The sequence below is a fragment of the Shimia ponticola genome (genome assembly GCF_007995215.1).
In the GTDB taxonomy this organism is placed as follows: domain Bacteria; phylum Pseudomonadota; class Alphaproteobacteria; order Rhodobacterales; family Rhodobacteraceae; genus Shimia_B; species Shimia_B ponticola.
The window spans coordinates 1162154-1175563 of record NZ_VCDK01000003.1 but is presented as its reverse complement, the minus strand read 5'-3'; the positions used below and the strand labels follow the sequence as shown (position 1 = coordinate 1175563).

Below are 13410 nucleotides of genomic sequence, written 5' to 3'. Positions count from 1 at the left end.
GATTTACCATACGACCAAAGCCTGACAGGGTGACGGCATGTTTGAAACCGTCGCGGTGCCGCTCTGGCTTTTGATTCTGATTGTCCTGTTCGCAGCGGTGACGTTTGCATCACATTTCTTGTTTCCGTCCGTGCGCTGGTTTCTGCGCCGTCGGGCCGAGCGTGTGATCGCTCGCCTGAACGAACGCCTGACCCGCCCGATCGAACCGTTCAAACTGGCGCGCCGCTACGACATGATCCAACGGCTGATCTACGACCCCGAGGTCAGTCAAGCGATCCTTGAATACGCTGAGCAGGAAGGCGTCCGAGAAGACGTGGCCTTTGAAAAGGCCCGTACCTATGCGCGTGAGATCGTGCCAAGTTTCAGTGCCTTTGCCTATTTTGGCTTCGGCATTCGCGCTGCGCGGTGGCTGGCTACCACGCTTTATACCGTTCAAACCGGTCCGAAGAATGGCGAGGTTTTGGCCAACCTGCCAGAAGACGCCACGGTTATCTTTGTGATGAACCACCGTTCGAACATGGATTATGTGCTGGTGACCTATCTCGCTGGCGAAGAGGCGGCCCTTAGCTATGCGGTGGGCGAATGGGCGCGCGTCTGGCCGCTATCGCGTTTGATCAAATCCATGGGGGCTTACTTCATCCGGCGCAGGTCGCGTGGATTGCTCTACCGCAAGGTGCTGGCACGTTACATTGATCTGTCGACACGGGGCGGGGTCACACAGGCCATCTTTCCAGAAGGCGGACTGAGCCTGGACGGACGGTTGGCAGCGCCCAAGATGGGGCTGCTGTCCTATGCGGTGGATACGTATCGCGATGACGGGCCTGAGATCGTCTTTGTGCCGGTTGCCATCAACTATGATCGTGTGCTCGAAGACCGCATTCTGGTGCAGGCGGGTCAGAACGGCACCCGGCGGTTTCAGGCACGGATTTCTGTGATTCTCTGGTTCATCCTGCGCAAACTTTGGCTGCGTGTCCGGGGCCGTTTCATGCGGTTTGGAACAGCCGCGGTTGTCTACGGAGACCCCGTTCCAATCAGCCGATACGCCGCGGATTTGCGAGTCGAACGGCTTGCCACTGACCTTATGCACGCAATTCAGGATGTCATGCCGGTCTTGGCTGTTCCGCTTCTTTCGCGGCTTCTTGTGACCGCGGATGGTCCATTGGACGCGCAGGCGCTGCAGGACGCTTTTCATGGTCTGATGACCACCCATCCGCAATTCGCAGGCAACCCGCCGCCGACCCCAGATGCAAGCAAAGCGCATCTAGAGGCGGCGCTTCAGCATCTGCTTCAGCGCCGTGTGATTTCTCAGACCAGCGACCAATGGGTCGTGAATCCCGATGATTTGCCTCTGCTGCGCTACTACGCGGCCTCCATTGAGCATGATTTTGCGGTCGCAGAAAAAAACAATGCAGAAAATGCCGCACCCGCTGGGTCATAAAATTTCAAAATAGACCAAAATACGATTGCAATGTTGCGCACGGCGTTCTAGGTCGGTGTCGACAGCCGCGCGATTCTGCGCTGCGGCGCTACTTTGAAGACCCTAAATTAGGAGACGACCCATGGCTCTGGACGCCGAAGACACAGCTTTCACCTACGACGCGCCTGTCAAGGATCTCTACGAGGTTGGTGAAATGCCTCCGATGGGTCACGTCCCAGCGCAGATGTACGCATGGACGATCCGCCGCGAACGCCACGGTGAGCCTGATAAGGCGTTCGAGGTCGAAGTCGTTGATGTGCCGAAGCTGGACAGCAACGAGGTTCTCGTCCTCGTGATGGCGGCTGGTGTGAATTACAACGGTGTCTGGGCAGGACTGGGCGTTCCGATTTCGCCTTTCGACGGTCACGGCGCGCCGTATCACATCGCGGGGTCCGACGCTTCGGGCATCGTCTGGGCTGTGGGTGACAAGGTCAAGCGTTGGAAAGTCGGCGATGAGGTCGTGATCCACTGCAACCAGGACGATGGCGATGATGAGGAATGCAACGGCGGCGACCCGATGTATTCGACGTCGCAGCGCATCTGGGGCTATGAAACGCCTGACGGCTCGTTTGCTCAGTTCACAAATGTGCAGGCCCAACAGCTGATGCCACGTCCTAAGCACCTGACCTGGGAAGAGGCAGCTTGCTACACGCTGACACTGGCAACTGCATACCGGATGCTGTTCGGGCACGAGCCACACGACCTGAAGCCAGGCCAGAACGTTCTGGTGTGGGGCGCTTCGGGCGGTCTGGGCTCTTACGCGATCCAGCTGATCAACACAGCAGGCGCAAACGCGATCGGTGTGATTTCGGATGAAAGCAAGCGTGACTTTGTCATGTCGCTTGGTGCCAAAGGCGTGCTGAACCGGAAGGACTTCAATTGCTGGGGACAACTCCCAACGGTGAACACGCCGGAATACAACGAGTGGTTCAAAGAGGCTCGTAAGTTCGGCAAGGCGATCTGGGACATCACCGGCAAGGGCAACAATGTCGATATGGTGTTTGAACACCCGGGTGAGAGCACGTTCCCTGTTTCGACCTTTGTCTGCAAAAAGGGCGGCATGGTCGTGATCTGCGCGGGCACCACCGGCTTTAACTGTACCTTCGACGTCCGCTACATGTGGATGCACCAAAAGCGTTTGCAGGGGTCGCACTTTGCCCACCTGAAGCAAGCGTCGGCCGCAAACAAGCTGATGTGCGAGCGTCGCCTTGATCCGTGCATGTCCGAAGTGTTCCCTTGGGCCGATATCCCGGCCGCGCATATGAAAATGCTGCGCAATGAACACAAGCCGGGCAACATGTCGGTTCTGGTGCAATCTCCAAAGACTGGCCTGCGCACACTGGAAGAAGTTCTGGACGCCGGTAAGGCCTGATCTGACTTCCTTTAGTAAAGCCAATAGGACCGGTCGCCTCTTTGAGGTGGCCGGTTTTTTCGTGGCTTTCGCATGGACTCAGTCGGATAGAGATCGAGGCCTCCCCATTTTTGGGGAGGCAAAACACGTGAGTGGGGTAAAAAACAAATTCGTGTTAAGGTTGTGTTAATGTTCTGTTAACATTTCCTAACGAGGCTGGCCTTGGACGAAAATTGGATGATCGACGTTCTGGGCGACCTGCACGGATTTGCGTGCCGAAACAATATGCCAAACTTGGCGCTGCAACTTGAGAATTCACTGCGAGTTGCCTTGTCAGAAACTGCGTCGATCCCGCAGGGGGCACCATTGCAGGTGGTTGAAAGCGATGGAACGATCACGCGAACAGTTTATCGAGGCGCTTGAACAGGTTTCAACTCTAGAAGACATGCAAGACTGTTCGGAAGAGCTTCGCGATCTGCTGAATGTGGCGCATGTAGTCTACCATTGGGTCTCTTCAAAAGGCGAACAGTACGGCTGTGGGACCTATGATACCGCGTGGGTCGATCGCTATCTTGAGCAGGACTATCTCCGTGTCGACCCAGTCATTTCAGGATGTTATGCTCGGTTTCACCCTACTGACTGGAAGCAACTGGATTGGAGTTCCAAGGGTGCTCGGGCATTCTTCAAAGAGGCTTTGGAGTATGGGGTAGGCAATCAAGGTTACTCGATCCCCATGCGCGGCCCTAACGGTCAATTTGCCTTGTTTTCGGTCAATGCGTCTTGCGATGATGACACTTGGGCAGAATTTCAAACGCAAAATCATCACGACCTGATCCTGATCTCCCATGTCTTCAACCAAAAAGCTCTCGAATTCGAAGGTCTGGCCGACAAAGGGCCGACCAAGGGCCTAAGCCCGCGCGAAATTGACGCCATGAGCTTGCTGGCGGTGGGCTATAGCCGGGCACAAGTCGCGCAAAACCTCTCTATCAGTGAACATACGTTGAGGGTCTACATCGAGAGTGCGCGGTTCAAGCTTGGGGCATTGAATACAACCCATGCGGTCGCACGAGCCATGCAGCAGGGATATATTGTTGTCTGATTTCTTCTACGCCAAGCAAAGAAGAACCCATTAAATTGGATCGACTTTTAGCGAAAAAGATTAACGAGACGCGCCAGCGCAGACCAAGCCGTTAACCACTTTCCGGCTACCCAATTATCGCGAGACGATAGGAGGGACCCGCATGATCCGTTTTGTATATGCAGACCAGCTGACGGAGCTGCCCAAGCTCAGGGAAACCATGCACATGGACCGCGCCTGGCAATTCAAGACGCGGCTGAAATGGGACGTGGCAGTGGACAAGGATGGGTGGGAAAGCGATGCCTATGACGCTCTCAACCCACTCTATGTTATCTGGCAGCTTCCTGATGGGGCGCATGGCGGGTCGATGCGGCTTTTGCCGACCACATCCAATACCATGGTCAACGATCACTTCCTGCATCTGACAGATGGTGTGCGCATTGAGTCGCCCAAGATTTGGGAATGCACACGGTTTTGCCTTGGCCCACGAGCGACACCCCAAACAGCCGCCGCGCTGATGCTGGCCGGAGGTGAGGTTCTGCAGGGCTTTGGGCTGACGTCCTTTGTGGGCGTGTTCGATGCCCGCATGGTCCGCATCTACAAGCGGATTGGTGCGTCGCCAGAGGTGCTCGGAAGTCAGGGCAAAGGGCGCGATGCGATCAGCGTGGGTCTTTGGGGCTTTGACGCCGCCGCGCAGGCGCGCGTGGCGCGACAGGCGGGGCTTGGTCCTCAAATCGTGCGCCACTGGTTCAACCGAGCTTTCGGTCACGTAATGCGCCAGGCCGCTTAGGTGGGTTGGCTGGCGGCATAATCCTCTTCTGTCACCGGCTCCAGCCAGGTCGCGCTAGCGGTTTGGATCGCAATGTGCTGCATCGGGCCATTCGCGAGCGCCCCGTGCCAATGCTCAACGCCGCCGGGTATCTCGACGACATCGCCTGTCGTGATGTGCCGAATCCAGCCGTCTCGATCCGCGACAATTCCATTGCCCGATGTCACGATCAGGATTTGACCATCATCATGGGTGTGCCAGTTCGTCCGCGCACCCGGGGCGAAGCTCACGCGCAAAGCCGAGGCTGGCATGTCTTCCGCGCCTGAAAGCCGCTCTGGACTGACCGCGCCAGTAAAGTAATCAGCGGGGCCAAGACCGCCCTGTCCGATTTGAACTCCAATTGTCGTGGCAGGGATGTGGCGCAGTTCGTTTGGCATTCGCATATCCTCGTCAGATGGCATCTGGCACATGCTTGACCCCTTCACCTGGTCATGTCACTTTAGAATTGTTCTAACTTCTTGACGTGGGGCCTCTGTCTCCGCATATGAAACTCGACGGCCGCGATGGTCTAAGGAGGCTTTGCCATGTTCATTCAGACAGAATCGACACCCAACCCTGCCACGCTCAAGTTTTTGCCGGGCCAATCTGTGCTTGAGACTGGCACAGCTGATTTTCAGTCCGCTGAGGCGGCGCAGACCTCACCACTTGCGGCGCGCATCTTTGCCGTTAACGGGGTCGAGGGGATCTTTTTCGGCAACGATTTCGTCACAGTGACCAAGTCCGACGCCGTCGAATGGGATCACATCAAGCCCGCCATTCTTGGGGCGGTGATGGAGCACTTTCAATCCGGCGACCCGGTCATGGCAGGAGAAGCGCAAGCATCCGGCCATGCTGAACACCATGGCGAAGATGGTCACATCGTGGGCCAGATCAAAGAGCTTCTGGATACGCGAGTGCGCCCAGCAGTCGCGCAAGACGGTGGCGACATCACATTCCATGGCTTTGATCGCGGCGTGGTTTACCTGCACATGCAGGGGGCCTGTGCAGGTTGCCCATCGTCGACTTTGACGCTGAAAATGGGGATCGAAAACCTGCTACGCCATTATATCCCAGAGGTGGTTGAGGTGCGGCCCGTTGCCGCCTGACGCGGATACGCACCAAACAAACATCACAGGGCGCTGCTATTGCGGCGCCTTTTCCTTGCGTGCGTCGCGGCCACAGGTCGTGACCTTTTGCCATTGCATCGACTGCAAACGTATCACCGGCTCGCCGTTGCCTGCATTCGCGGCCTTTAATCTAGGCGACATCGTTTTTTCCCCCTCTGCCGGTCAGGAACGGACGTATCCCACCGGAGTCCATCGTTGGTCCTGCGACCAATGCGGGTCATTGCTGGCGGCACAATTTCCGTATCTTGAGGGTCAAACCTATGTGCCCTTGGGCTTGATTGATCAGGCCGCGGACCTTCCGCCCACATTGCATTGTCACGCAGACGCCGCCATGCCTTGGCTGCCAAAGGACGACCTTCCCCGCAGCGCCGGAAGCGGACGCAACCAACTGCGGCGGGCCAAGACATGATCCTTGCCTTTGACACATCGGACCGCCGCGTCTGCATGGCGTTGCTGAAGCGCGGCACGGTCACGACCCATGTGGAAGACATGGCGCGCGGGCAAGCGGAAGCTTTGCTGCCCATGATCGAAGAGCTTTTGCATCGATCGGGAGCGACTTGGCCTGAAATAAAGGCCATAGCCGTTGGAGTGGGGCCGGGAAACTTTACCGGCATTCGAATTAGCGTCAGCGCCGCGCGCGGCATGGCGCTGGGCTTGGGCATTCCGGCGATTGGAATATCGGCTTTTGATATGGTTCGCCATCTCGCGCCGATGGCTCAGGGCGTCACCGTGCCCGGTCCCCGCGATCAGGTATATCTGAGCCTGACACCTTCGGCTGCCCCATACATGACCCCCGCCGACCAATGTGGCGATGCCACCTCAATCGAAGCCTTCGCACCAGATGACTTGATTTTGGCCGCCGCAAAAGTCGGCCAAGAGCGCCTGAGCGCAAATAACCTCACGCCTGCCAAACCGCTTTATATCAAACCCGCTGACGCGGCACCTGCGCGTGACCTACCACCAACGATCATCGACTCATGACCTCTGCAGACGACCGTCTGGCTATGCTGCATCGCTCGGTTTTCGGCGATCCTCTAGCTCATGGTTGGGGGCCGTCAGACCTGTCCGCAGCGCTCCACGATCCTCGTTACGAAGTGCTGCTGTCTGAAAATAGCTATGCCATCGCGATGGTCACTCTAGACGAAGCAGAGCTGGTGTTGATCGGCGTCACCCCGGACATGCGCGGGCAGGGGCGCGCGCGGGACCTGCTAGATCAATTGCACGAAACCCTCGTTGCACGTGGTGTGGCGCGTGTCTTTCTGGAAGTCGCTGAGGACAATACACCAGCGCTGGGATTGTACCTGACGGCAGGCTATCGGGAAATTGGCAAACGGCCGAACTATTACGCACGGGACGGGCAAACCGTTGATGCGATTCTGTTCGAATGCCATCTACCAGCGCGTGACGAGTTGCCGATCTGACAGGCTCTTGACCCTAGGTCGCCGCGCAAAGCGCACAGTTGGGGGTCACAATCCCCCAGACTCCACTTGACGCCCTTTCGCCCCTGCGGCCTAATTCAGCATGATCATTTGATCGTGACGTGAGGGGGGCGCGTGCGCAAAAGCTGTGTCTCTCCCGCTGCCACAAAAATGGGCCGACCAATCGGCCTCCAACATGGGGAAACCACATGACGTTCATGACCAAGCTTCTCGGCGGCGCGGCTGCGCTTGCCATTTCGGCCTCTGCTGTGGCCGCTGACCCGGCGATCATCTTCGACCTGGGCGGGAAGTTCGACAAATCCTTTAACGAAGCTGCGTTCAACGGCGCGACCCGTTGGGCCGAAGAAACCGGCGGCGAATTCCGCGAAGTCGAGCTTCAGAACGAAGCTCAGCGTGAGCAGGCCCTGCGCCGCTTTGCCGAAGCAGGTTCGAACCCGATCGTGATGGCAGGCTTTGCATTCGCGGGCGCATTGTCCGAAGTGGCTCCTGACTATCCAGACACCTCGTTCGTGATCATCGACATGGTCGTTGACGCGCCAAACGTGCGCTCGGTCGTCTTTAACGAACACGAAGGTTCGTTCCTTGTCGGCATGATGGCCGCTGAGGCATCCGAGTCCGACACCGTTGGCTTCATCGGTGGCATGGACATCCCGCTGATCCGCCGTTTTGCCTGTGGCTATGCGCAAGGTGTGAAGGCGGCCAATCCTGATGCGACCGTCATCGCGAACATGACTGGCACGACGCCAGCGGCTTGGAACGACCCGGTGAAGGGCTCCGAGCTGACCAAAGCGCAAATCAGCCAAGGCGCTGACGTTGTCTATGCTGCGGCTGGCGGCACAGGCGTGGGCGTTCTGCAAACCGCAGCTGACGAGGGCATCCTGTCGATCGGTGTGGACAGCAACCAGAACTACCTGCACCCAGGCAAAGTCCTGACCTCGATGATGAAGCGCGTGGACAACGCTGTCTTCACGGCTTTCTCCGATGGCCCGGGTCTTGAAACCGGCTTCCAGGTGCAAGGTCTGGCCAACGAAGGCGTTGGCTATGCGATGGACGACAACAACGCGCCGCTGGTGAGCGAAGAAATGGTTGCCAAGGTCGAAGCGGCCAAGGCATCGATCATTTCCGGTGAGCTTTCCGTCCACGACTACATGTCGGACGAAACCTGCCCCGCGCTGGACTTCTAAGCAAAGCACAACGCAGTCCCAGACAATGTCTGGGGCTGCGATCCACTCACTGACTTGGTGTCCGCAATGACCTCTCCCATCGACACATTCTTTAGCGCTTGGAGCGAAACCGACGCGGGTCGGCGCACGGCGCTGATCCAAGAGGCTATTGCCGAAACCTTCGTCTATTCGGACCCACGATCCGGCGGACGCCTCACTGGGATCGACACGATTTCGGAATATGTCGGCAACTTCTCTGCTAATGCGCCCGGATGGACAGCCACGGTTGAAAGCGCTGATGAGGTCAACGGATACACCCGTGCGATCATCGCCTTTGGTGGCATGGGGCCTGATGGGACACAGATGACCCAACACGGCACTTATTTTGCAGAGATCAACACCGAGGACCGTCTGACCCTGCTTGCCGGGTTTGTCGGAACAGGAGCCTGAACCCTATATGTCGACAGTCCCCGCGATTGAGCTGAAAGGCATTTCAAAGGCGTTTGGTCCGGTTCAGGCCAACAAGGATATATCGATTTCTGTCCAGCCGGGCACCATCCACGGCATCATCGGCGAAAACGGCGCGGGGAAATCCACACTGATGTCGATCCTGTATGGGTTCTACAAGGCTGACGCGGGCGAGATATTCATTCGTGGCCAGCGCACACAAATTCCCGACAGTCAGGCGGCGATTGCCGCGGGCATCGGCATGGTGTTCCAGCACTTCAAACTGGTCGAGAATTTCACCGTTCTGGAGAACATCATTCTGGGTGCAGAGGATGGTGCACTGCTTGCCCCGTCACTTGCCAAGGCCCGGACCCAGCTCAAGAACTTGGCTGAGGAATACGAACTGAACGTTGATCCTGACGCGCGTATTGAGACGCTGTCCGTGGGCTATCAACAACGGGTCGAAATCCTCAAGGCGCTGTATCGTCAAGCCGATATCCTAATCCTTGATGAACCGACCGGCGTGCTGACACCGTCCGAGGCGGATCAGTTGTTCCGTATTCTTGGGCGTCTGCGTGAAGAAGGCAAAACCATCATCCTGATCACGCACAAACTGCGCGAAATCATGGAGATCACCGACACCGTCAGCGTCATGCGTCGGGGCGAGATGACCGCGACTGTGAAGACATCAGAAACCAGCCCCGAACATCTGGCTGAGTTGATGGTCGGGCGTAAGGTCCTGCTGCGCGTCGACAAGAAACCTGCGCAACCCGGTGCGCCAGTGTTGCAGGTCGAGAATTTGCGCGTGACGGACAATAAAGGCGTCGAGCGCGTCAAAGGCATCAGCCTTGAGGTGCGCGCTGGTGAAATCCTCGGCATCGCAGGGGTGGCGGGTAACGGCCAGTCAGAACTGCTTGAGGTGCTTGGCGGGTATCAGACCGGCACTGGCACCATTCGCATGAATGGCGAAGAGATCGACCTGACCGGCAAGGACAGCGATGGTCAATCGCGCCGCCGTCGTGGCATTGCCCACGTGCCAGAGGACCGCCAGAAAGAAGGTCTGATCATGGACTTTCACGCGTGGGAGAACACGGCCTTTGGGTATCACACGCGCGGTGGGGCATATAGCAAGGGCCTCCTGATGGATAACGCCGCAATCCGCGAGGATACGCAGGCCAAGATGGACCGTTTCGACGTGCGGCCACCCAATCCGAAGCTTGCGGCCAAGAACTTCTCAGGCGGCAACCAGCAAAAGATTGTTCTGGCGCGCGAGATTGAGCGGAACCCAGACCTGCTGCTGATCGGTCAGCCGACGCGCGGTGTCGACATTGGCGCCATTGAGTTCATTCACCAACAGATTGTGGCTCTGCGCGACCAAGGCAAAGCGATCCTGTTGGTTTCAGTCGAACTGGACGAGATCATGAGCCTGTCTGACCGTATCGCGGTCATGTTTGACGGCCACATCATGGGCGAACGCCTGCCATCGGAAACCAATGAAAAAGACCTCGGCCTCCTGATGGCCGGCATCACGGAAAGCGCGGCATGATCGATCCTGCCGTCCTTCTATGTTTAAAAAATACTCGCGCCGCAGGCATGGCCGGAACGACCATTCCATCGCAACGGTGCAAATAAAAAGGGGAACGACTGACATGCTGCCTGTCCTGCTCGGCAAACTCCTTGGCATTGGCGCGCCCGCTCCGCAGCCAAAGCCCATCCGCGTGAAAACAAAGGACGACCCTAATGGATAAAATGCCCGCATGGGCCGATGTCCTGCTTGTGCCGCTGGTGTCGCTCATCCTTGCGGCAGTGCTGTCGGCGCTTGTGATCCTCGGGATCGGGGAAAACCCGCTTGAGGCGTTGAATTACATGATCCAAGGCGCGCTCGGATCGACCTATGGCTGGGGCTATACGCTTTATTACGCCACCAACTTCATTTTTACGGGCCTCGCTGTGGCCGTCGCGTTTCACGCCTCGATGTTCAATATCGGTGGGGAAGGGCAGGCGACACTGGGCGGTCTGGGTGTGGCACTGGTCTGTCTTGCGCTGCCTTGGCCGCACTGGACGCTTGCCTTGCCTGCCGCGATCATTGGCGGGGCGCTTTTTGGTGCGGCGTGGGCGGCGATCCCCGCCTATCTTCAGGCCAAGCGCGGCAGCCACATCGTGATCACGACGATCATGTTCAACTATATCGCCTTTGCCCTGATCATCTATTTGCTTAACAACGGCCTCAAGCCGGTCGGGCAGATGGAAAGCTCCACCGCCAAGTTCCCGGAAGGCGCGCATCTTCCGACTTTGCACGACATGCTGGCTGTCATCGGTATTCCGTTCTCCAAGGCCCCGCCGGTCAACATCTCGCTCTTCCTTGCATTGGCGGCGTGCTACGGCGTGTGGCTCTTGCTCTGGCGGACGCCGCTGGGCTTTGAAATCCGCGCCTTTGGCAAATCTGAACCCGCTGGCAAATACGCCGGCATTTCACCGACCAAGATCATCATGATCGTGATGCTGATCTCTGGCGGGTTGGCGGGATTGATGGCCATCAACACCGTGATGGGCGAGGCTGAACGGCTGGTAAATAACTCGGTCCAGAACGCGGGCTTTATCGGCATTGCCGTGGCGCTCATGGGACGTTCGCATCCTCTTGGGATTATCCTCGCCGGTCTGCTCTTTGGGTTTCTTGTGCAGGGCGGCGCAGAGCTTGCCTTCTGGACCTCGATCCCGACGGAACTCATCGTTGTCATTCAGGCGCTCGTGATCCTGTTCACCGGGGCTTTGGACAACATGGTGCGCATGCCGATCGAGGCTGTGTTCACCCGTCGCAGGCTGGCGCAGGCTGGCCGCGCTGAAAACACGCCTCGCACGCCTGGTAATTCACCGCCCCCGACAACGGCGGCTGAATGATGGATGTGTTTCTGACATTCTTGCCCGGCATCCTTGCGGCCTATGCGATCCTTTTGGTGGCGGCATCATCGCCAGGGCCATCCGTTGCCCTGCTCTTGGGCGTCGGCGCCGCCCAGGGACGCGCGGCTGCGATGCTGACGACCGTGGGTATCGCTTTCGGCAGTGTGGTTTTGAACGCGCTGACGCTGGCGGGCGTGGGACTGTTGCTTGAACAGGCGGCCTGGGCCTTTACCGCGCTTCGTGTCGTTGGTGCGGCATACCTTGGCTGGCTGGCCTACGGCGCATTCCGCAAGGCCGCCAATCCGACGGCAGTTAAGGTCAGGGAGATCGGCCACCAGACACGGGGGCGGTTGATTTTGACCGGCTTTGCTCTGCAGGTCACCAATCCAAAGGCCATCGTGTTTTGGGTGGCGATCCACGCCGTTTCGGGCATTGCGCTGGCGCCTGCCTCAGTTGTCGCGGTCTTCTTTGTGGGGGCGTTTGCCATTTCATTCCTGTGCCACGGCGCATGGGGTGTCCTGTTTTCGTCCCAAGCCTTTCGGGCTGCCTATGCCGCTGGCCGCCGCTGGATCGAAGCGGCACTCGGGACATTTCTTGCCTTCATGGCCTTTCGCCTTGTGACGGAGCGCTGACCCCATGGATTTCGCGACCTTTCTCCAGATCCTCGACTCAACCATCCGGCTGGCGACGCCGCTGCTTCTTGCGTGCTTGGCTGGCCTGTATTCCGAACGCGCGGGCATTTTCGACATCGGCCTTGAGGGCAAGATGTTGGCAGCTGCCTTCCTGTCGGCGGCAATTGCCTTCGTAACAGGTTCGGTCTGGCTTGGATTGTTGGCAGGCATTGGGGCGTCGCTGTTCCTGAGCGCGATCCACGGCATCGCCTCGATCACTTTCCGGGGCAATCAGCTGATTTCTGGGGTGGCTATCAATTTCCTTGCGTCGGGTTTGACGGTTCTGATTGCGCAAAGCTGGTTCGCGCAAGGCGGACGAACGCCTGCGCTGACCGATGGTGGACGTTTCAGCCCAATCGAGTTTCCATTTGCCGAGGCGATCCTGCCGGTTCCGGTCATTGGCCCGGTCTATGAGGGGCTGATTTCTGGCCATACAGCTATCGTCTATCTCGCTCTGCTGATGGTTCCGCTGAGTTGGTATGTGCTATTCCGCACACGCTTTGGTCTGCGCTTGCGTGCTGTGGGCGAAAACCCGGCCGCCGTGGACACGGCAGGGGTCAATGTCATTCGACTGCGCTTTACGGCGGTGGCGATTTGCGGCGTGCTCTGCGGTATCGCGGGTGCCTATCTCGCGACCGCGCTTCAGGCTGGCTTTGTAAAAGAGATGACGGCAGGTCGCGGATACATCGCGCTCGCTGCCCTGATCTTTGCCAAGTGGCGGCCGTGGTACGCGCTCTATGCCTGCCTGCTCTTTGGGTTCCTTCAGGCCATCGCGCTCAGGTTCCAGAATATCGACATCGGTGCCTTCACCGTTCCCGTCGAGTTCATGGATGCGCTGCCCTACATCCTGACCGTTGTCATCCTCGCCGGGTTTGTGGGCAAGGCGATCCCACCGCGCGCGGGTGGTGAGCCCTACGTGAAAGAGCGCTAGAGAGGAGCGCGGCGACCAAA

The 13410-nt window shown here is 58.2% G+C and carries 15 protein-coding genes; 14 read left to right on the top strand and 1 reads right to left on the bottom strand.

The window, feature by feature from the left end:
• Positions 1-37: 37 nt before the first annotated feature.
• The 4 genes from FE702_RS09125 to FE702_RS09110 all read left to right on the top strand — a co-directional run bounded on the left by FE702_RS09125 (position 38) and on the right by FE702_RS09110 (position 4696).
• Positions 38-1438: a 1-acyl-sn-glycerol-3-phosphate acyltransferase gene (locus tag FE702_RS09125; RefSeq protein ID WP_147125933.1), complete on the top strand. Its 1401-nt coding sequence runs from the start codon at positions 38-40 to the stop codon at positions 1436-1438.
• Positions 1439-1559: 121 nt separating this feature from the next.
• A complete protein-coding gene (gene ccrA, locus FE702_RS09120) occupies positions 1560-2849 on the top strand; it encodes a crotonyl-CoA carboxylase/reductase (RefSeq protein ID WP_147125932.1) in 1290 nt (429 codons plus the stop codon).
• 364 nt (positions 2850-3213) lie between these two features.
• A complete protein-coding gene (locus FE702_RS09115; RefSeq protein WP_147126176.1) occupies positions 3214-3927 on the top strand; it encodes a helix-turn-helix transcriptional regulator in 714 nt (237 codons plus the stop codon).
• Between the two features lie 142 nt (positions 3928-4069).
• Positions 4070-4696: an acyl-homoserine-lactone synthase gene (locus FE702_RS09110; protein WP_147125931.1), complete on the top strand. Its 627-nt coding sequence runs from the start codon at positions 4070-4072 to the stop codon at positions 4694-4696.
• On the opposite strand, the gene FE702_RS09105 is transcribed toward FE702_RS09110, so the two are convergent.
• Complete coding sequence (locus FE702_RS09105) at positions 4693-5112, bottom strand: cupin domain-containing protein (protein WP_147125930.1); 420 nt, start codon at positions 5110-5112, stop codon at positions 4693-4695. The genes FE702_RS09110 and FE702_RS09105 overlap by 4 nt on opposite strands.
• Positions 5113-5259: 147 nt before the next feature.
• Between FE702_RS09105 and FE702_RS09100 the strand changes: the two genes are divergently transcribed.
• The 10 genes from FE702_RS09100 (at position 5260) to FE702_RS09055 (ending at position 13390) form a co-directional block, all read left to right on the top strand.
• Positions 5260-5820, top strand: a complete 561-nt coding sequence (locus FE702_RS09100; RefSeq protein WP_147125929.1) for a NifU family protein — start codon at positions 5260-5262, stop codon at positions 5818-5820.
• Entirely contained in the window at positions 5795-6250 is a 456-nt protein-coding gene (locus FE702_RS09095) for a GFA family protein (RefSeq protein ID WP_488168917.1), read from the top strand. The genes FE702_RS09100 and FE702_RS09095 overlap by 26 nt, the downstream gene beginning before the upstream one ends.
• Positions 6247-6822: a tRNA (adenosine(37)-N6)-threonylcarbamoyltransferase complex dimerization subunit type 1 TsaB gene (gene tsaB / locus FE702_RS09090; protein WP_147125928.1), complete on the top strand. Its 576-nt coding sequence runs from the start codon at positions 6247-6249 to the stop codon at positions 6820-6822. The genes FE702_RS09095 and tsaB overlap by 4 nt, the downstream gene beginning before the upstream one ends.
• Positions 6819-7262 (top strand): GNAT family N-acetyltransferase, encoded by a 444-nt coding sequence (locus FE702_RS09085; protein ID WP_147125927.1) that lies wholly within the window; start codon positions 6819-6821, stop codon positions 7260-7262. Before tsaB ends, FE702_RS09085 begins: the two co-directional genes overlap by 4 nt.
• A 206-nt stretch (positions 7263-7468) precedes the next feature.
• A complete protein-coding gene (locus FE702_RS09080) occupies positions 7469-8464 on the top strand; it encodes a BMP family lipoprotein (protein WP_147125926.1) in 996 nt (331 codons plus the stop codon).
• 66 nt (positions 8465-8530) lie between these two features.
• Complete coding sequence (locus FE702_RS09075; RefSeq protein ID WP_147125925.1) at positions 8531-8893, top strand: nuclear transport factor 2 family protein; 363 nt, start codon at positions 8531-8533, stop codon at positions 8891-8893.
• Positions 8894-8900: 7 nt separating this feature from the next.
• Positions 8901-10436 (top strand): ABC transporter ATP-binding protein, encoded by a 1536-nt coding sequence (locus FE702_RS09070; RefSeq protein ID WP_147125924.1) that lies wholly within the window; start codon positions 8901-8903, stop codon positions 10434-10436.
• A gap of 194 nt (positions 10437-10630) precedes the next feature.
• Complete coding sequence (locus tag FE702_RS09065) at positions 10631-11788, top strand: ABC transporter permease (protein WP_147125923.1); 1158 nt, start codon at positions 10631-10633, stop codon at positions 11786-11788.
• Positions 11788-12420, top strand: coding sequence for a LysE family translocator (locus tag FE702_RS09060; RefSeq protein WP_147126174.1), 633 nt, complete (start codon positions 11788-11790; stop codon positions 12418-12420). Before FE702_RS09065 ends, FE702_RS09060 begins: the two co-directional genes overlap by 1 nt.
• A gap of 4 nt (positions 12421-12424) precedes the next feature.
• On the top strand, positions 12425-13390 hold the full coding sequence (locus FE702_RS09055; RefSeq protein ID WP_147125922.1) for an ABC transporter permease: 966 nt from the start codon (positions 12425-12427) through the stop codon (positions 13388-13390).
• Positions 13391-13410 lie beyond the last annotated feature (20 nt).